The 18,518-nt window shown below is 70.8% G+C and carries 15 protein-coding genes; 8 read left to right on the forward strand and 7 right to left on the reverse strand.

Annotation, left to right across the window (positions count from 1 at the left end):
- Positions 1–177 precede the first annotated feature (177 nt).
- The 3 genes from AC5R91_RS06050 (at position 178) to AC5R91_RS06060 (ending at position 2,837) form a co-directional block, all read left to right on the forward strand.
- A complete protein-coding gene (locus tag AC5R91_RS06050; protein WP_495396137.1) occupies positions 178–1,038 on the forward strand; it encodes a metallophosphoesterase in 861 nt (286 codons plus the stop codon).
- A gap of 141 nt (positions 1,039–1,179) precedes the next feature.
- The gene (locus tag AC5R91_RS06055; RefSeq protein WP_495396138.1) at positions 1,180–1,536 is read left to right on the forward strand and encodes a hypothetical protein; all 357 of its coding nucleotides are present in this window, start codon (positions 1,180–1,182) and stop codon (positions 1,534–1,536) included.
- The gene (locus AC5R91_RS06060) at positions 1,533–2,837 is read left to right on the forward strand and encodes a radical SAM protein (RefSeq protein ID WP_495396139.1); all 1,305 of its coding nucleotides are present in this window, start codon (positions 1,533–1,535) and stop codon (positions 2,835–2,837) included. Before AC5R91_RS06055 ends, AC5R91_RS06060 begins: the two co-directional genes overlap by 4 nt.
- Positions 2,838–3,947: 1,110 nt before the next feature.
- Here the strand turns inward: AC5R91_RS06060 and AC5R91_RS06065 are convergent.
- The 3 genes from AC5R91_RS06065 to AC5R91_RS06075 all read right to left on the reverse strand — a co-directional run bounded on the left by AC5R91_RS06065 (position 3,948) and on the right by AC5R91_RS06075 (position 7,059).
- Positions 3,948–4,853, reverse strand: a complete 906-nt coding sequence (locus AC5R91_RS06065; protein ID WP_495396140.1) for an SCO6745 family protein — start codon at positions 4,851–4,853, stop codon at positions 3,948–3,950.
- A gap of 117 nt (positions 4,854–4,970) precedes the next feature.
- Positions 4,971–5,861, reverse strand: a complete 891-nt coding sequence (locus AC5R91_RS06070) for a fumarylacetoacetate hydrolase family protein (RefSeq protein ID WP_495396141.1) — start codon at positions 5,859–5,861, stop codon at positions 4,971–4,973.
- Positions 5,862–5,949: 88 nt separating this feature from the next.
- Positions 5,950–7,059 (reverse strand): epoxide hydrolase family protein, encoded by a 1,110-nt coding sequence (locus AC5R91_RS06075; protein ID WP_495396142.1) that lies wholly within the window; start codon positions 7,057–7,059, stop codon positions 5,950–5,952.
- 94 nt (positions 7,060–7,153) lie between these two features.
- On the opposite strand from AC5R91_RS06075, the gene AC5R91_RS06080 reads away from it, so the two are divergent.
- Entirely contained in the window at positions 7,154–8,080 is a 927-nt protein-coding gene (locus AC5R91_RS06080; RefSeq protein ID WP_495396143.1) for a LysR family transcriptional regulator, read from the forward strand.
- Between the two features lie 204 nt (positions 8,081–8,284).
- Here AC5R91_RS06080 and AC5R91_RS06085 read toward each other — a convergent pair whose 3' ends face one another.
- The 3 genes from AC5R91_RS06085 to AC5R91_RS06095 form a co-directional block, all read right to left on the reverse strand.
- A complete protein-coding gene (locus AC5R91_RS06085) occupies positions 8,285–9,091 on the reverse strand; it encodes a class I SAM-dependent methyltransferase (RefSeq protein WP_495396144.1) in 807 nt (268 codons plus the stop codon).
- Between the two features lie 208 nt (positions 9,092–9,299).
- Complete coding sequence (locus AC5R91_RS06090) at positions 9,300–10,118, reverse strand: acyl-CoA thioesterase (RefSeq protein ID WP_495396145.1); 819 nt, start codon at positions 10,116–10,118, stop codon at positions 9,300–9,302.
- Positions 10,119–10,469: 351 nt separating this feature from the next.
- A complete protein-coding gene (locus AC5R91_RS06095) occupies positions 10,470–12,416 on the reverse strand; it encodes an NB-ARC domain-containing protein (protein ID WP_495396146.1) in 1,947 nt (648 codons plus the stop codon).
- A 14-nt stretch (positions 12,417–12,430) separates the two neighbouring features.
- Between AC5R91_RS06095 and AC5R91_RS06100 the strand changes: the two genes are divergently transcribed.
- The 4 genes from AC5R91_RS06100 (at position 12,431) to AC5R91_RS06115 (ending at position 16,791) form a co-directional block, all read left to right on the forward strand.
- Positions 12,431–13,324 carry a LysR family transcriptional regulator gene (locus tag AC5R91_RS06100; RefSeq protein WP_495396147.1) on the forward strand — a complete coding sequence of 298 codons (894 nt, stop codon included), beginning with the start codon at positions 12,431–12,433 and terminating at the stop codon, positions 13,322–13,324.
- A 57-nt stretch (positions 13,325–13,381) separates the two neighbouring features.
- On the forward strand, positions 13,382–15,082 hold the full coding sequence (locus tag AC5R91_RS06105) for an APC family permease (RefSeq protein ID WP_495396148.1): 1,701 nt from the start codon (positions 13,382–13,384) through the stop codon (positions 15,080–15,082).
- A gap of 221 nt (positions 15,083–15,303) precedes the next feature.
- Positions 15,304–16,506, forward strand: a complete 1,203-nt coding sequence (locus tag AC5R91_RS06110; RefSeq protein WP_495396149.1) for a cytochrome P450 — start codon at positions 15,304–15,306, stop codon at positions 16,504–16,506.
- Positions 16,507–16,587: 81 nt separating this feature from the next.
- Positions 16,588–16,791, forward strand: coding sequence for a ferredoxin (locus AC5R91_RS06115; RefSeq protein ID WP_495396150.1), 204 nt, complete (start codon positions 16,588–16,590; stop codon positions 16,789–16,791).
- A 123-nt stretch (positions 16,792–16,914) separates the two neighbouring features.
- Here AC5R91_RS06115 and AC5R91_RS06120 read toward each other — a convergent pair whose 3' ends face one another.
- A complete protein-coding gene (locus AC5R91_RS06120) occupies positions 16,915–18,018 on the reverse strand; it encodes an ABC transporter substrate-binding protein (RefSeq protein WP_495396151.1) in 1,104 nt (367 codons plus the stop codon).
- Positions 18,019–18,518: the final 500 nt, after the last annotated feature.

Raw genomic sequence — 18,518 nt, forward strand, 5'->3', positions numbered from 1 at the left:
CCCACCCAGCCCTGCTCCACGCCCGGCCCTGCCCCCCACCCAGCCCTGCTCCACGCCCGGCCCTGCTCCACGCCCGGCCCTGCTCCACGCCCCTGGGCCCGCAGTCTCGGCGCCGCCAGGGGCCCGCCGGCCCGCCCAGCCGCCACGCCCTCCTCCAGCGTCCGTGGAAGGACTCTCATGTCCAGCTCTCTCGACCCGAGCGACTTCACTCCCAGCCACATCCTCCTCCAGCTCAGTGACACCCACATCGTCCGCGAGGGCGAGCTGCTCCACGGCAAGGTCGACTCCCACGCCGGGCTGCGCACGGCCTTCGAGCAGATCGAGGCCTCCACCCTGAAGGTCGCCGCGCTGCTGCTGACCGGCGACCTCGCCGACAGCGGGGACCTCGTCGCGTACCAGCGCCTGCGTGAACTGGTCGAGCCGGTGGCCGAGCGGCTGGGCGCGCCGGTCCTCTACGCCGTCGGCAACCACGACTCGCGGGGCCCGTTCCGGGCGGGGCTGCTCGGCGCGGAGCCCACCGAGGAGCCCTACGACTACGTCCACTGGGTCGACGATCTGCGGATCATCGTCCTGGACACGACCGAACCGGGCGAGCACGGCGGCTTCCTCAGCACCGCCCAGTTGCGCTGGCTCGCCGACGAGCTGGCCACCCCGGCGCCCGGCGGAACGGTCCTCGCCCTGCACCACCCGCCCGTGCCGTCGCCGATCTCCATGGTGAACAAGTACCTGCTGGCGGAGCCCGCGAACCTGGCCGACGTGCTGGCCGGCACCGACGTCCGGATCGTCCTGACCGGCCACGCCCACCACTCCTCCGCCGGCGTGATCGGGGGCGTGCCGGTCTGGGTGGCCGGCGCGACCGCCTACAGCGCCCGCACCCTCGGCCCGGCCGACCGGCTGACCGGCATGGTCGGTGGGGAGTACACCCGCGTCGACGTCTACCCCGACGCCGCCGTCGCCACCGCGATCCCGCTGACCCCCACCGAGGTCATCTACGACGTCACCCTCGACGAGATCGCGCAGCTCAGCGCCGCCCACTGAGCGCCGCGTGGTCCACGGGGTCCGGACGGCATCGCCCGTGCGGGCCCCGCCCCCGCGCTGTCGAAGGTTCGCGGGGATGTCCACCCGTCCGTATGCGCCGAGCGCCCCATCGACGATGATGGACCGCAACGGGGGTGGGGGATGACGAGGGGTGAATCACCGGAGCAACGGCCGGATCCCCGGCTGCCGCGCGGTCCCGACTGGGACGCGCAGGTCGGCCCGCGGCGCGCCGACGACATCGCCGCCCGGCTCGCTGCCGAGGAGGCCGGAGAGGAGACCGGCGACGAGACGTTCATCGCGCCCGCCGGCTGGCTGCCCACCGGCCCACCGCCACCGCCACCGGCCGCCGGGCCCTCCTCCGTGCCGCCCTGGCAGCAGGGCCCGCCGCCGGCGCCGACGCCGGTCTATGGCGGTCCACCGCTGCCGGCGTGGGACGACGGAGGTCGGCCCCCCGCTCGGCGTGGGCGGGGCTGGCTGCGCCGGCTGTTCCGGCGGTGAGCCCGTTCGCGGCCGCCGCGGGTCGGGCCGCCGCAGCCCCGGCCGCCCGGTCACCGTCCGGGAGCCACCCGGACGCGGTGCGGGGACGGCGGCGGACCTACGCCGTGTGGGAGCTGACCCTGGCGTGCAACCTCGCGTGCGGGCACTGCGGCTCGCGCGCCGGGGCCCGGCGCCCGGCGGAGCTGTCCACCGGGCAGGCCCTCGACGTGGTGGCCCAGCTCGACGCGGTCGGCGTGGACGAGGTCACGCTCATCGGCGGGGAGGCGTTCCTGCGCCGGGACTGGCTGACGATCGCCGCCGAGATCACCCGCAGGGGAATGGGCTGCACGGTCACGACCGGCGGATACCGGTTGAGCGCGGCGATGGCGCGCGGTCTGCGGGCCGCGGGCGTCACCCAGTGCTCGGTGTCCGTGGACGGCATGACCGCAACCCATGATCGACTCCGCGGACGGGCGGGTTCGTGGCAGTCGTGCTTCCTGACGATGGAACGCCTGCGGTCGGCCGGGGTCGAGGCGACCTGCAACACGCAGATCAACCGCCTGACCACGCCGGAGCTCCCGGAGCTGTACCGGCGGCTACGCTCCGCGGGCGTCGTCGCCTGGCAGTGGCAGCTCACCGCCCCGATGGGCAACGCCGCCGACCACGGCGACCTGCTGCTCCAGCCCGTCGAGCTGCTCGAGGTGTTCCCGGTGCTCGCCCGGATCGCCCGGCGCGCCCGCCAGGACGGCGTCCGGATCCACGCCGGGAACAACGTCGGCTACTACGGTCCCTACGAGCGGCTGCTGCGCTCCCCCGAGGGTTCGGCCTTCTGGACCGGCTGCCAGGCCGGGCTGTCCACCCTCGGCATCGAGTCGGACGGCACGATCAAGGGTTGCCCGTCGCTGCCCACGCGGGACTACGCCGGCGGGAACATCCGCGACCGCAGCCTCACCGACCTGCTGCGCGACGCCCCCGAGCTCGGCCTCAACCTGACGGCGGGCACGGAGGCCGCGGCCGAGAACCTGTGGGGCTTCTGCCGCGGCTGCGCCTTCGCGGACGTCTGCCGCGGCGGCTGCACCTGGACCGCCCACACCTTCTTCGGCCGCCCCGGCAACAATCCCTACTGCCACCACCGCGCGCTGACGCACCAGCGGGCCGGCCGGCGGGAACGGCTGGTCCAGACCGCCCCGCCGCCCGGCGAACCGTTCGACCACGGCCTGTTCTCCCTCGTCGAGGAGGACCTGGACGCTGCCTGGCCCACGACCGAACGCCCCCGCCTCGCCGGGACGGACATCCGCTGGCCCGCCGACTGGGTCGACTGACGCCCCGGGAGCGCGATTCCGCCGAAACGGTCCGTATTTGGGTGACTGGCAAGAATCACCTGATACGTAAGGGGATGGTCGCGCGTGACCAGCGGGGAGCCGCACGAGGTCGCGGATGGTGTCGCAGCGGGCGGTGAGTTCGTGTGCTTCCGCGAAGTCAAAGCCAGCTCACCTACCAAGCCTGACCAGGCGTGCCGCGGGTTCGACTGACCAGAGACGCAGCATCGTCCTGGAGGGATCGGGCATCCCCTCCGCACCAGACGGATTCGGCTCCCGACGGTCTGTCTGTGGCCCTCTCCCTCAACGGACACGCCCTCGCCCTCGCCACCGGTGCCGCTGACAGTGCCCTCCGCATCTGGGACGTCGAGCGGGCTATCGAGTCCGCAGCACTTCTCACGCATCCGGACGACGGATACACGGTCGCGCTACCTGACGGCTCCTACAAGGACAGGTCTCCAGCGAACGACAGCAACCACGGTGGGAGGTAACTCGACGGCCGTATCGCCACCGCGCGTCGGCTCCCTGGCGACTCTTCGGTCCTCCGCCCGTTCAACTGACGGTCCTGACCCCCTCGTCCGCCGCTCCGCAACAGTCTGGCCGGAGTTCTGTCGAGCCGGCGCCTCATCGAGACGACTACCTCAATCGGCTGGGTACGCCTGTACATAAAGATGTACTCTATTTCGGGCAAGCCACAGATTCGGGATAGGAGTGGCGATGATACGGCTAGACGGAGGCCTAGTAGCAGCCCAGGGTTTCCAGTACCAGTATCTGCGAACCCTGGAATCCATTTTGAGCGCTATGGATTGGCCTCCGCATCACTCATGCCGCGTAGAGGGACCCGATGAACCGGCTTCCCATGCCAGCAGAGACGCAATCGATTTCGACCTTATCGACAAAGACGGGATCTGCCTTGTCGCCGCGCAGGTAAAGAGTGCGGGGTCTGGCCGTCCAATCAGCGCTCCCGACGCTATCGCGGTCATCATCAAGTTGATTAAGTCCCGTGAAGCAATCGAATACCGATTGGTCACCCAGGCACGACCCGACAAGAATTGCGAGGAACTCGCTCAGAGCCTCGCCGCGACGTGGTAGGCCAGGCTTTTGCCGAAGGTGCTATCTGGCGGCCTCCAGATCGGCGGGCCGCGTGTCTGCCATCTCCACGCGGAAGGGGTATGTCCCCGCTGCGGTGAACGTGTCGTGGATCGGCATGATGAGCGAGGTGAGGCGACGGGCGTTCGCGTCGCCGATCGGCGTCCACAGCGCGGCGCAGTGCTCGTCGGTCTCGACCTCGATCTGCTCGCGCGCCGCGATGCCGGCATCGGTCGCAGTGCCGTCGGCGTTGAGCCAGCCGCGTGCGACGAGGCGTGTCGTTGCCGCCGCCACCTCCTCGTCGTTCCACAGCCGGGTGGCACGTGCGATCGCTTCCGGGAAGTGACCTGTCGCGGTTTGCAGAACGTTGCAGTCGCACGGCCCGAGGTTGTTGGCGGCGAGCACGATGAAATGCGCGTCGCCGCGCCACTCGCGCAGCACCGTGATCTGCTGCCATAGCGCGACGAGCGGATCGGGCGGGAGGGTGACCGAGACGTTGGCGGCCGCCATCGTCTTTCCGGCGTAGTCGGCACTCGCGACGACCGGGTCGATCAGCGATCGTGCCTCCGCGATCTGATCGGCGGTGAGGTTCACGTCGACGCGCTGCAACGCACGATTGACAGCCACGAAGCGGGCGGCCTGCCACTGCTCTGGCGTCGCGGTATCCCACACGCCTGCCATGGCCTGCACCGACCGCGGGCTGAAGTTGTAGAAGGCCGCGAGCGTGACCTGCCACGGGACTGCGCCCATCGGGGCCGACCGGAACGCGAAGTACGCCGGTCCGTACTCGATCACGCCGAGCTTGGCGGCCTCTTCCGGTGCCTCGGGGATGAAGTAGATGAAAAGGTGGGTCGCGTTGATGGCGAGGCTGACCTCGCGGACGGCATTCATGTCTGGCCTGGCATGACCAAAGGTGCTGGCGAGATGCATCGCAGGTTGTCTCCTGGCAAGTCGGGGGATCAACCTCCGGCGAGGGGCGGCGAAGGGGTGACCGCACTCAGTCTCAAGCGGTGAAGTGCAAGATCGTATTTGGGTCTGTCCGGTATGTCAGGACGGTTCCGACGCGGTGATCCGTGCAAGGATTGCGCCAAGTTCTTGCACTTCGATCCGGACCGTGTCTCCCGGTGCCAGGTAGGGGCGGTGGTCGGACAACTCCTGGATGCAGCCGGTGCCCACGGGGCCGCTGGCGAGGATGTCACCGGCTCGCAGCGTGGTACCGCGCGACGCGTGCGCCAGCATCTCGCCGAACGACCAGTGGATCTCGTCCCAGCTGCCGCCGCCGTAATGCTCGTCGTTGACGTATCCGTCCATCCGCAACGCATAGCCCTTGTCCGAGCGGTAGGGCTCCAGCTCGTCGGGGGTGACGAGGAACGGGCCGAGACTGGTCGAGGCGTCCTTGCTTTTGGACGGGCCGAACACGAACCCCATCTCACTCGCAGAGATATCGCGTGCGCTCCAGTCGCAGTAGACCAGGTAGCCGGCGATGTGCTTCTCCGCCGTGGCGGCGTCGAGGTTTGCACAGTCCCCGGCGATCACCGCGGCGACCTCGACCTCGTAGTCCCACAACTGCGTGTCCGGGGCGATGGGGATCGTGTCGTGCGGTCCCTTGATCGCCGCCGGGTTGGAGAAGTAGAAGATCGGATACTCGTACCAGACCGGACTGACCGTGCCGTCGCCGACAGCTGCCTTACCCGCGTTGCTGACGTGGCGCTCGAACGCGGCGAAGTCCCGGACCGCCGGGGGTACGGGCATCGGCGCCAGCAGGTGGGCCGTGGCCAGATCGACGATCTCGGCCGGTTCCCTGGTTGCGGCGGCTGCCAGCCCGCCTTCGGCGCGCAGCAGCTCCAGCAGGCCCATACCCAGGGCGTGGATGGTGTTGCCGTGCACCACGCCGCAGCGGGTGGAGCCGTCCGCGCAGCGGTAGCTGACCCACCTCATCGGGCAAGCACCGCCCGGGCGTAGTCGTAGAGTCGCCGTACGTCGGCGGGTGCGGAAGCCCGAGGGTCGCCGGTGATCACGGCCGTCTTCATGCGGCCACCGTCCGCGCGAACTTGCGGATCTCCTCGGCGAACAGCTCCGGCTGCTCCAGAGCGGCGAAGTGGCCGCCCGCGGGGATGTCGTCGTTGAAGTAGCGCAGGTCGTGGTAGGCGCGCTCGGCCCAGATGCGCGGGGTACGCGTCAGTTCGTCCGGGAAGACGCTGACCCCGACGGGAAGGTCCAGCTCGGTCAGAACCAGCGGCTGGCGAGCGTACTCCCAGTACAGGCGAGCGGAGGAAGCACCGGTTCCGGTGAACCAGTAAAGGGAGATGTGGTCGAGGATCTCATCGAGGGTGAGGGCGTCGGGCCGGGCCCAGTCGAGGAACTTCTCGTAGATCCACGCGGCCTGGCCGGCCGGCGAGTCGGTCAGGGCGTAGCCGATGGTCTGCGGCCGGGTGCGCTGCAGGACGTGGTATCCGGAATGGCCGGCGAAGAAGCGGCTGCCCTGTTCAAGTGCGGCCTTCTCCTGTGGGGTCGGATCGTCGCCGACCGGCGGTGCGGCGAGGAACTCGGGGAAGTTGACGTGGATCGCGCACAGGCCCGCCGGGCGCTGCGCCCCCATGCGGGTCGCGACGACACCGCCCCAGTCGCCGCCCTGGGCCAGGTAGGAGTCATGGCCGAGGCGCTGCATGAGTACGCCGTACGCACGGGCGATCCGGTCCGGGTCCCAGCCGGTGGAGGTGGGCTGGTCGGAAAAGCCGTAGCCGGGCATCGAGGGGATGACGAGGTGGAAGCCGTGGTCAGTGAGCGGGCCGACGGTCTTGAGGAACTCCAGGAACGAGCCCGGCCATCCGTGCAGCAGCAACAGGGCAGTGGCGTCGGGATGTGGCGAGCGCACGTGCATGAAGTGGATGCCGAGACCGTCGATGGTGGTACGGAACTGGCCCAGCTCGTTGAGCTGCCGCTCCAGCGTGCGCCAGTCGTAGCCGGTGGCCCAGTAGTCCAGGATTTCGGCGAGTCGCTCCCGTTGCACTCCCTGGCTGCTGTCCGCCACTGTCTCCCGGCCGGCAAGGCGTACCCGGCGCAGTCGGTCCTTCAGATCCTCCAGGGCACTGTCCGGGATGTCGATGCGAAACGTTGTCACGCTGTCCGATGTCACGATCACCACGGTGCCGCCACACGGGGTCCGCGGTCCAATGATTGTTCCGTAAAACGTAATACGAACCGCGCATAACACCAGCTAGAGTGGGTCGGTGTCCGATCCCTTCCCCGCACCCGTGGACCTCGACCTGCGGCTGGTGCAGTGCTTCACGGTGGTCGCCGAGCACCAGCATTTCGGCCGTGCTGCCGAGGCGTTGCACACCACCCAGCCGTCACTGAGCCGGCAGATCCGCCGCCTCGAACAGCAGGTGGGCGTCCGCCTGCTGGACCGCACCACCCGCGGCACCCGGCTCAGCGAGGCCGGCGAGATCTTCCTGCCCCAGGCCACGGGGCTGCTGCGCGCCGCGGTCGAGGCAATGGCCCGCACCCGGGCCGCGGCCCGGCCCAGCAGCGTCACCATCGGCTACACCAGGGGGCTGATCATCACTGCGGCCGTGCGCGCCCTGCGCGACCGCAATCCCGATGCCGAAGTCCACACCCGTCTGCTCGCCTGGAACGACTCGCGCGGCGCGTTGCTGGAGCACCGCGTCGACGCGGTGGTGACGCGCCTGCCATTCCCCACAGACCAGCTTCACATCGCCGTCCTCTACGACGAGCCGCGCGTGCTGGTCGTGCCTCGGGATCATCGGTTGGCCGGCAGGGAGTGGGTCACCCTCGACGACATCGCCGACGAGCCGATCCCCCACGTACGCCAGTCCGACCCGTTGCTGAACGCCTACTGGCGGCTCGATCCCCGGCCCGACGGGCAGCCCGCACCCGACGGCCCCCTGGTCGAAGCCCTTGAGGACAAACACGAACTCATCGCCGCCGGGCAGGCTGTGGCCATCGGGCCGCCCCTCGACTACGCGACCGGCCTGCATCCCAGCCTCACCACCATCCCGTTGCAGGGGGTCGAACCCAGCCAGGTCGTGCTCGCCACTCGCGCCAGCGACCGCAGCCGCCTGGTCACCGCTTTCCGCAAGCATGCCGAAGCTCTGCTTACCGGAACCCACCGGGCTGGACCGATGCGCACAACGTGATCCGCGGGGACTCCGCCCGCATACACGAGCGCCGCCGACCACGACGAGGGGATGGAACGACTCGCCGCCGCCTACCGGGCCGGCGGCATCCCCGCGCAGGCTTGATCGTCGACGTCGACGTCGAGGCCGTGCTCGTCCGCGTGGCGCGGTTGCGCGGAACAGCAGGCGTCGGCCGGCATCCGGCCACCGCCAACAGGCGGCCGATCAGACCCGAATGAGGATTTCTCCGTGGAGCACGCTGATCCACCCGTCGGGGTGATCGGCCCAGTCATGCCAGGCGTCGGCGAGTTCGCGAAGGTCCTCACTGGTGGCCAGGTCCGAGGTCAGCAGCTGGTCCGCTACTGCGGATTTCGTGATCCGGCTGGCCCACATGTCGCCCCATTCGCGACGAGCATTCGGGTCGGCGTAGCACCAGGTGGACGATGACGCCGTGACGTCGCTTGCGCCGGCGGCGTGCGCCCAACCGAGGAGATGGCGTCCCGCGTCGGGTTCGCCTCCGTTTGCTCGTGCTGCCCGTCGGTAGAGGTCGCGCCACTGCTCGAGGCCAGCGCTCGCAGGGTGCCAGGTGAAGCCCGCGTAGTCGCCGTCGCGGGCAGCGACAACTCCACCCGGGCGACAGACGCGGATCATCTCGCGCAGTGCGGCCACCGGATCTGCGACGTGCTGCAGCACCTGGTGAGCGTGGACGACGTCAAAACTTGCGTCGGGAAGTTCCAGGGCGTGGATGTCGCCGACGAGGAAATCGACGGTGGTGCAGCCCCGTCGAGCGGCTTCGGTTCGAGCGAGTTCCAGAATGGCCTCGGACGTCTCCATCGCGGTGACTCGTCCGGGAGCTACAAGCTCCGCGAGATCGACCGTGATCGTGCCAGGGCCGCTGCCCACGTCGAGCACCGACAGTCCGGGGCGCAGGTCCGCGAGCAGGTAGGCAGCGGAGTTCTCCGCGGTCCTGGTGCGGTGCGATCTCAGGACGCTCTCGGTGTGTCCGTGCGTGTAGGTGGGAGCGTTGGGCATGCGCGGAACTTAACATTCCGTTCCGGAATGGAATCCATATCTCACTGTGTGAGATGCCCTGGTCGAGGCCGTCGCCGTGGCGGCGACGATCCGCACCCGGATGGGCAGGCCGTCGGCGCCGGTGGGCAGGAGCAGCGTCACCGCGCCATGGCCGGTGAGGCTGAACGGTACGATAGAACACCGCCCGTGCCCTAGTACTGCAACGGCACTAGGACACATCGGCGTCCGGGGCCGGTCGGCGGGAGCGGATGAGCTGTTCCTGGGCGATCGCGAGGACCAGGTTGCCCGCGGCATCCCGGACCGAGCCGGAGTACAGCCCGAGCCCACTGGCGGCGCTGCTGGGCCACATCTCCAGGGTCATCCCGTCGTCGGCCCGCGCCGGGGCGTGGAACCAGATCGAGTGGCTGACGCTGGATTCCGTGCTGGCGATGCCGGGATCGGCGAGCTGGCCGAAGCCGGTGCCTATGTCGGACATGTAGGCGACGGCGCAGGTGTGGGTCAGCCAGTCGTCCGACAGCGGGCCGACGGGGAGGATCTCGGCGTGGTCCGGGAAGAAGAACCGGTCGCCCTGCTGGCGACGGGGGGTGAACTCGCACAGGTCGAGCAGGAGCATCCGGTGCTTGTCCGGCGGCTCGGTGTAGGTGCGCCCCAGCCGCGGCACCGCGTCGAGGACGAACTCACCCGTGCCCCGGGTGAACGACGTGACCATCGAGAAGATCACCTTGTCGTCCTGGAGGGCGACGACCCGGCGCGCCGAGAAGGAGCGGCCGTCGCGGTCGCGGTCGACGTGCAGGATGACCGGGGCGTCGAGCCGGCCGGCCCGCAGGAAGTAGCCGTGCAGCGAGTGCGGCCGGCGGTCGGGCTCGATCGTCATCGCCGCCGCGCGCAGGGCCAGGGCGAGGATCTGACCGCCGTAGAGCGGGTAGCCGCCGGTGTCGACCAGGCTCACCGACTGGAAGTCATCCTCGCCGACCTGAACGATCTGCAACGCCTGCTCGAGGGTCTCGGCGACGGAATGTTCGCTCACCTGCTCATCACTCGCACGGGACCGACGTTCCCACAGCCGCTGGCGAGACAGCAACAGTTGTCGAAGCCGTAGGACGAAACCGACACGGCAGCGACCCCGGCCCCGACCCCGCGGCGACACCGACACGGCGGCGACACCGACCCCGACTCGGCCGAGGGCCGGTGAACGCCGAGGGCCGGTGAACGCCGAGGGCGTGGTCGCCGCCTGCCCGAGGGTCCGATCGGTTCTTGATCGAATTCTCCGGGGATGTCGTCACCACTGTTGATTATCTTGACATCCGGGGCACCGACCCCGAACAACATCGACCTCAGGCACACCTATGACGATCACCTCCACGGCTGCGGGGCGACTTTACGGCTCCGGGGGCGAGAGGAGATCGAAGAGATAGACGCCGCGGTTTCCGGCCGCCGTGACCATGGCGGAGTCGGCGCTCCAGGCACAGTCGTACAGGTCGCCGTCGACTCTCATCATCGCGGCGCAGCGTCCGGTGGCCACCTCCCACACGCACAGCGACCCGTCGTTCCCGACGCCGGCGATCCAGGTGCCGTCCGGCGCCACCGCCACCGCGTGCACCGCATAGGCGTGGCCGGTGACATTGCGTCGAAGCGCGGGGTGGGGCAGGTCCGGCAGCGGCCAGTGGTTCACCAGCCGAGTCCGTCCCAGGGTGGTCTGCACGGCGGCGACCTGCGGTGCCCAGGACGGCTCCTGGTACAGGCGGCTGTGCAGCACATCCAGCACGAACCGGGCCGGGTCGGTGGGGGCCAGCAGGTGCGCGACGCGGGAGAGTTCGGCGCGCAACGACGCTGCCCGGCTGCCGGGCACCGACGACAGATCCGTGAACGGCGCCACCGGGCCGAACCGCCGCAGCCGGGCACCGACCCACCGCAGGTCGCCGGCGACCGCGTCCGCCTCATCGACCCGGCCCGCGGCGAGCAGGTGCGCCACCAGGTAGTCCCACAGGTACGGCTGGTCCTCGTCGAGTTCCCACCAGGCGACCGCGGGGCAGGGCACCCCCGCCACCAGCGGCCTCGCGGCGGGCAGGCCGGCGGCAACCGCGTCCACCAGCAGGCCGTCGAGCGTGGCGATGCGCGCCTCGCCAAGCTGGAACCGCAGGAAATCCCGGACCACGTCATGCAGGGACACCACTGCCCTGCCGGGGTCCAACGTGATCAGCGACAACTGATCCATCCGCACGCACAGCCGCCGACCCGACATGGGATCGAGCCCCGCGCTGGCTTCCCACAGCAGCAGCACCAACCCGACCGGCACCGACTCGTCCTCGGCAAAGATGCCCAGCTCGGCCAGCCGCTGCGCACCGTCCCCGGGCAGCAGACCACTGCCCGCCTCGATCGTGGCCCGGGCCGCCCGCGCCCGCTGCGCAGGCTCCCCCAGATCAAGATCCGCACGCACACCGTGCAGGTCGTCGATCGCCCCCGGGCCGGCCGCGCGCAGGCGGGCCAGCACCTCCAGCCCGGCCTCCGACACCGGCTGCCCCGCCCGCTGCGCGTCGACCAGCAGCCGGTTGACCAACCGCAGCAGCAACGGCCAGCGGCCCGTCGCCGCCAACAACCCCGCCACCACCGGCCCGTCCGCCACAGGCAACTGCCAGGTCAGCACCTGCCGAGCCTGCTCGGGCGACATCTGGTCCACCGGTACCCGCACCGCCCCGGCGGGCAGGACATCCGCCACCCGGGTCGTCACCAGCCGCACGCATCGACGACCGCCGATCAGGAACGGTTCCAGCTGGTCTGCGTCCCACACATCATCGATCACCAGCAGCATCCGGGGCCGCTCGTCCACCATCCGCCCCAGATGCTGGCCGGCCAACAGGGGATCGTCGAAGCTCGCGTCGTCCCCGGTGATGAACCGGGCCGCCTCGCACACCTTCGCCGCCACCGCCGCCGGCCCCCGCACATCCCGACCCACCCTCACCCGGTACACCCGGCCCCCGAACCGGCGACGAACCCGCCGATCCGCGCACACCAGCTCGGCCAACGTCGTCTTCCCGAAGCCACCCGCCCCATGCAGCGCCGTGGTGATCCCCACCGCTCGCCCACCGCGACGCCGCAACCCCGCGACCACCTGACCGAACTCGACCGGCCGACCCACCACCCATCCCGGCGGCTCCACCGGCGGCGGCAGCCGTAACCCGGCGGAGGACGCCTGGGCCGGCAGGATCACCGACAACACCGCGACCACGGCCGCCGCCGCGGTCACCACGCCCGCGGACAGGAATGGATGCGTACGCAGCCCGTCCAGAACACCGGGCCACCGCTGCTGCGCCGTCACCGTGTTCACCAGAATCACCGCTCATGGATCTGAGGCAGTTGGAGTACTTCGTCGCGGTCGCCGAGGAACAGAACTTCACCCGGGCGGCCGAACGGGTGCACATCAGCCAGTCCGGGGTCAGCGCCCAGATCCGCCAGTTGGAGCGGGAGCTCGGCGCCGAGCTGTTCGATCGGTCGGCGCGCACCGTCACGCTCACCGTCGCGGGCAAGGCCGCGCTCGAACACGCCCGCGCCGCGCTCACCGCCGCCGGGGCGGTGAGCCAGGCGGTCGGCGAGGTGACCGGCCTGATCCGCGGCCGGCTCGCCCTCGGCATGATCATCGGCTGCACCATCACGCCCCTGTTCGACGCGCTCGCCGCCTTCCACCGGGCGCATCCCGGCGTGGTGGTCTCGCTGCTGGAGGACTCCTCCGACCGCCTCGCCGACGGGGTGCGCGCCGGCGCCCTCGACCTCGCCCTCATCGGTACCGCGGACGCCACCGTCGAGGGGTTGGAGTCGCTGACGATCGTCAGCGAGCGGCTCGTCGCGGCCGTGCCGCCCGGCCATCCCCTGACGCGACGGCGTCGGATCACCCTGCGCGACCTGGAGTCCTACCCAATCGTCTGCATGCCGCCCGGTACCGGCCTGCGCGCCGTGTTCGACGAGGCCTGCGCCGCGCAGCGCCGTCGACCGCTGATCGCCCTGCAGGCCAGCGCCGCCGACGCCCTCGCCGACCTCGCCGCCCGCGGCCTCGGCGTCGCGATCCTCAGCGCCTCGATGGCCGCCGGCTACGCCGACCGGCTCACCGCCCGCACCGTCGACGACGTCGAGGCGCCCGCCCGGCTCGCCCTGATCTGGCGCGGCGGGCACGGTCCGGCGGTGCGCGCGGCGCTCGCGCACCTGCACCGCGCGTTCGCGGTTCCGGCGCCCGCCATGTGATAGGTCTTGGCGCCGCCGGCGCAGTCGCCGCCGAGACCGGCCGGGACGGAGCGCACGGTGCGCAAGGTGCACGAGGTGCGCAAGGTGCGCGAGGTGACGGACCCCGGCGGCGCGCGGCTGCATCGCCAGCTCGGCCTGGCCGGCCTGACCTTCATCTCGCTCGGCTCCGTCATCGGGTCCGGCTGGTTGCTCGGCGCGCTCACCGCCGCCGAGGTGGCCGGGCCCGCGTCGGTCGTCTCCTGGGCGATCGCCGGCGCGCTGGTCGCCCTGCTCGCCCTCGTCTACGCCGAGCTCGGCGCGGCCTACCCGGTCGCCGGCGGCACGGCCCGCTATCCCCGCCTGGTCCTCGGGCCGCTGGGTGGGTTCGTCGCCGGCTGGGTGGCCTGGATTCCCGCCGTCGCCCTGGCTCCGCTCGAGGTCACCGCGGCGCTGTCGTATCTCGACCACCGGTTTCCCGGACTGGTCGATGACGACGGCACCCTGACCCGCAGCGGTCTCGCCCTCGCCGCCACCGCCCTGGTCGTCCTCACCGTCGTCAACCTGCTCGGCGTGCGCTGGCTGGCCCGGACCAACACCGTCACCGTCGGGTGGAAGGTGCTCGTTCCCGCCGTCACCGCCGTCGCGCTGACGGTCACCGCGTTCCATCCGACGAATTTCCAGGCGGGGGGCGGATTCGCCCCGTTCGGCGCCAAGGGCGTCTTCGCCGCGCTGCCCGCGGGGGTGGTGTTCTCGCTGCAGGGTTTCGAGCAGGCCGTGCAGATGGGCGCCGAGGCGAAACGGCCGCACCGGGATCTACCTCGGGCAATCATGGTGGCGACCCTGGCCGGCACGGCGCTGTATTTCCTGCTCCAGGTCGCCTTCATCGCCACCGTCGAGCCGGCCCGGCTCGACGCGGGGTGGAGCCGGCCGCTCGGCGCGGGCGACTACGGGCCTTACGCGACGCTTGCCACCAATCTCGGCCTGGGTTGGCTGGCGATTCTGCTCTATATCGACGCGGTCGTCTCTCCGGGCGGTACCGCGCTGATCTATGTCGGTACCTCGGCCCGGCTGTCCTATTCCCTGGCCCGCACCCGGGGCCTGCCGGCCGCGCTGGCCCGGCTCGACCGGCGCGGGGTGCCGATCGTGTCGGTGCTGCTCGCGGCCGCCGTCGGCATGGTGGTGCTCCTGCCCTTTCCGAGCTGGCAGAACCTGGTCCGGCTGGTCAGTTCGGCGACGTTCGTCATGTACGGTTTCGCGCCCGTCTGCCTGGCCGTGCTGCGCCGCGCCGACCCCGACCGGCCGCGCCCCTACCGCCTGCCCGCCGCGCGGATCCTCGCCCCGCTCGCCTTCGCCGCGGCCAACCTGGTCATCTACTGGGCCGGCTGGCGGACGAACCAGAAGCTGTTCGCCGCGATCGCCCTCGGGCTGGCGGTGTTCGGGGGTTACCGGGCGACCCGGCCCGCCGGGCGGCGGGCGGACCTGGAGTGGCGCGCCGCGTGGTGGATCGCCCCGTGGCTCGGTGGCCTGGCGATCCTGTCCTGGCTGGGCCAGTTCGGGGGACGCGGTGTCCTGCCGTTCTGGGTCGACCTCGCGCTCGTGACCGGTTTCAGCCTCGCCGTCTTCGCGGCGGCGGTGCGCGCCGCGCTGGCCACCGGGGTCGGGCGGCGGCTGGTCGAGATCGCGCAGATCCAGGCCGCGGACGCCGCGGACGCCGCGGCCGGCGAGATCGACGGCGCCGGCATCGAGGCCATCCCCGGACATGGCCCGCCCGCCCGGTGAATGGCATCGACGCGATTACCACCAAGGTGCCCCCGGACGGGTCCGGGGGTAGTGGCGGCCCGCGCGGCGGTACGCGCAGTTCGGGGCCGGTTCGCGACACCCGCCGCACCGATGGAGATCGGTCCGGCAGACCCGTTCCGGTGAAGTGATAGTGACCTTTCACTTCGGTGGTACCGTCGTCGGCATCACGTTCAGCGCGATCGGCGAAGGGCGGAGAGGCGATGACCGAAGTATCGGAAATACCACTGCACATGCGGCGCGCACAGTTCGATCCGATCTCCGAGCTCGGTGCGGCCCGCGACAGCGCCGGCGTCTGTCCGGTGGTGACACCTTTCGGTGTACCCGCCCATCTCGTGAGCCGCTATGACGACGTTCGGGACGTCCTTTCCGATTCGGCGCGATTCAGCACCGCGGATCGGCGGGCACTCACGCCCCCCGGCGCCGCCGGGCCGACCGAGGAGGAGTACGCGCGGGCCCGGGTGGGGAATCTTCTTTCCTACGACCCGCCGGAGCACACCCGGCTGCGCCGAATGCTCACGCCGGAATTCACCATGCGCCGGATGCGGGCGCTCGAGCCGCGGATCGTCGAGATCGTCTCCGCGGCCCTCGACGACGTGGAGCGGGCCGGCAGGCCGGCCGATCTGGTCTCGACGTTCGCCCTGCCGGTGCCGTCCCTGGTCATCTGCGAGCTGCTCGGCGTCCCGTACGCCGACCGGGCCGACTTCCAGCGGCGCACCGCCGACCAGCTCGACGCCTCCCACCCGCCGCAGCGCCGCCTCGCCCTGCAGCAGGCCAGCCGCGCGTACATGGCCACCCTCGTCGAGCGGGCGCGCCGCGATCCCGGCGAGGACATCCTCGGCATGCTCGTGCGCGAGCACGGCGACGACGTCAGCGCCGAGGAGCTCGTCGGCATCGCCTCCCTGCTGCTGCTCGCCGGCCACGAGACGACCGCGAACATGCTGGGGCTGGGCACCCTCGCGCTGCTGCGCCACCCCGACCAGCTCGCCCGGGTCCGCGACGACCCGGCCAGCGTCGAACCGGCCGTCGAGGAACTGCTGCGCTGGCTGTCCATCGTCCACGCCGGTATCCCGCGCACGGCGACGACGGAGGTGACCATCGCCGGGAGCACCATCGCGGCCGGGGAACACGTCGTCCTCGCGCTGCCCGGGGCGAACCGCGACCCGGCCCTCGTCGACGATCCGGACCGCCTCGACATCACCCGCGAGCCCACCGGGCACGTCGCCTTCGGTCACGGTCTGCACCACTGCCTCGGCGCGCCGCTGGCCCGCCTGGAGCTGCGGATCGCCTACCCTGCCCTGCTGCGGCGCTTCCCCGGCCTCGCGCTCGCCGTGCCGTACGAGCAGATCGCCTTCCGGCCCTACTCGGTGATCCACGGGCTGCAGGCGCTGCCCGTCACGTGGTGACGGCCGCGGTCCGCCGGGGCCGGAGCCGGAGCCGGAGCCGGGGTGAGGGTGGATGAGGATCGTCGAGGGAGGAGTGCAGCCGTGCGGATCGTGGCCGAACGGGACCGGTGCATCGGCGCCGGAAACTGTGTGATGACGGCGCCGGAGGTCTTCGACCAGGGCGAGGACGGCCTCGTGACGCCGCTGGTCGACGAGGTCGACCCGGTGGATCCGGCCAACGTCGACGCCGCGCGCCGGGCGGTCGACCGCTGCCCGGCGACGGCGCTGCGCGCGGTGGAGGACTGACCGGACCCACGTCCCGGCCCGGTCGTGGGCGGCGTCCGCCCGTCCCGCCGGCGGTGGCCCGGCGGGACGGGCGGGACGGGCGGGCTGCTACCCGCTGCCGCCGATCTCCTGGTCGCCGCCGACCTACCCGTTGCCCCCGATGCGCTGCCCGCACAGCGGCTGCGGGTTGACGACCTCGAAGCGGTCGCCGGTGGCCGCGATGCGCACGAAGTCCGAGCAGCGGTCGAGCTGCCCGTGGTCGGCGGTGAGGTTGATCTTCTGCGCCATCATGCCGTCGGCGTCGTAGCCGGTGATCGATCGCATGCCGGTCATGAACGATTCCCGGGTCGGGCAGCCCTGCTGGGTCTTCAGGCCACGGATGAACAGGTCCGCGTTGATGTAGCCGGCGACCGCGCTGTTCTGGCCCGGCGGCTGGATCTCCGGCGAGTAGGCGGCCATCGCCTGCAGGAACCGGCGCTGCGCGGGCAGGTTCCGCTCCAGTGCGGCGAAGGTGAGCTGGGAGTAGGTGCCGGCGAGCTTCTGGCCGTAGGGCGCGAGCAGGCGCGGGTCGTAGCTGACCGCCGAGACCGCGACCTTGATGGGGTGGCCGGCGCTGATGGCCGCGTCGAGCGCGCCGGTGTACAGGTCCAGCGGCGAGGCAGCGATGACCGTGTCGGCGCCGGCAGCGATGATCTTCCGAGCGACGTCCGTGGCGTTGGTGGAGTCGATGTCGTCCTGGATCACCGGGATGCCGGCGTTCTCCAGGCTCTGCCGGACGCCCGCCGCGTACAGCTTGGACGCCTCGGTCAGGAAGGTGACGACCAGCGCCGCCTTGGTGCCGCCCTGCTGGCGCACGAAGTCGGCGAGCGTCGTCGTGCTGCGCCCCGAGTCGGTGACGAAGGTGTAGGTGAACATGTTGTCGTGGTCACCCCACAACGGCTGATCGGCCACCCCGACGACGGGAACGTGCTGGTCGTCGAGGTACTGGGCCGAGCCCTGGGAGAACGAGGTGTACTGCAGGACGGCGAAGGCCCCCTCGTTCACCAGGGTCCGCGCGCCCTGCAGATTGCCCCGGGGATCGGACTCGTCGTCCTCCCAGACGTAGTCGATCTTTCGCCCGTTGACACCGCCAGCGGCGTTCTCCGCCGAGATCCGGGCGTTGACACCGGCCCGGTAACCCGAGAACTGGGTCCCCATCACCCCCGTGTCGGGGTAGAGCAGCCCCACCTTGATGGAGCTGTCGGTCACCCCCGGCGCACAGGCCCCCCTCGCTTGCGAAGCATCCGAGGATCCGCCGGAGCTGCACGCCGCCAGCATCGTCGCCGCCGCAACCACCGCCACGGCCAACCTCGTCCGCAACACCCGCATGAGCCACCTCTCGACTGTTGTTGAGACCCGACTGAAACCCCCGTGGTTACACCAGCTCCGCTGCAGTTCCGCCCAGGACGACGGCAGCACGAATGGCGTCCGTCACACATTCGGCCGCAAGCTCCCGCGCCACCCGTCTTTCGGGCCGACGGCGCTCGGAAGAAGTCGCTCCCACACGATGATCCGTATGCTACTTATCTCCGACCTGATCTTTCAAAATTCTTCGGCGGAAGCCTAGCAGGGAAGGCGTGCAGGCCGAACAACCAGGGGCACGTCCTGGATTCCGTCCGCACTACCCCTACCAGGCCGGAAGCCATCCGAACAAAATCTCTTGCGTGTTGACAGAATCGGGTCGACGAGTGGACTCCCCTACCGTCCGT

The organism is Frankia sp. BMG5.60 (assembly GCF_059428125.1).

What these genes read in the sequence shown, in the direction of transcription:
- AC5R91_RS06100 (WP_495396147.1), top strand. Translation starts at nt 12,431, where the DNA reads ATGGATCTGAGGCAGTTGGAGTACTTCGTCGCGGTCGCCGAGGAACAG.
- AC5R91_RS06070 (WP_495396141.1), bottom strand. Translation starts at nt 5,861, where the DNA reads ATGAGGTGGGTCAGCTACCGCTGCGCGGACGGCTCCACCCGCTGCGGC.
- AC5R91_RS06085 (WP_495396144.1), bottom strand. Translation starts at nt 9,091, where the DNA reads ATGCCCAACGCTCCCACCTACACGCACGGACACACCGAGAGCGTCCTG.
- AC5R91_RS06110 (WP_495396149.1), top strand. Translation starts at nt 15,304, where the DNA reads ATGACCGAAGTATCGGAAATACCACTGCACATGCGGCGCGCACAGTTC.
- AC5R91_RS06055 (WP_495396138.1), top strand. Translation starts at nt 1,180, where the DNA reads ATGACGAGGGGTGAATCACCGGAGCAACGGCCGGATCCCCGGCTGCCG.
- AC5R91_RS06050 (WP_495396137.1), top strand. Translation starts at nt 178, where the DNA reads ATGTCCAGCTCTCTCGACCCGAGCGACTTCACTCCCAGCCACATCCTC.
- AC5R91_RS06065 (WP_495396140.1), bottom strand. Translation starts at nt 4,853, where the DNA reads ATGCATCTCGCCAGCACCTTTGGTCATGCCAGGCCAGACATGAATGCC.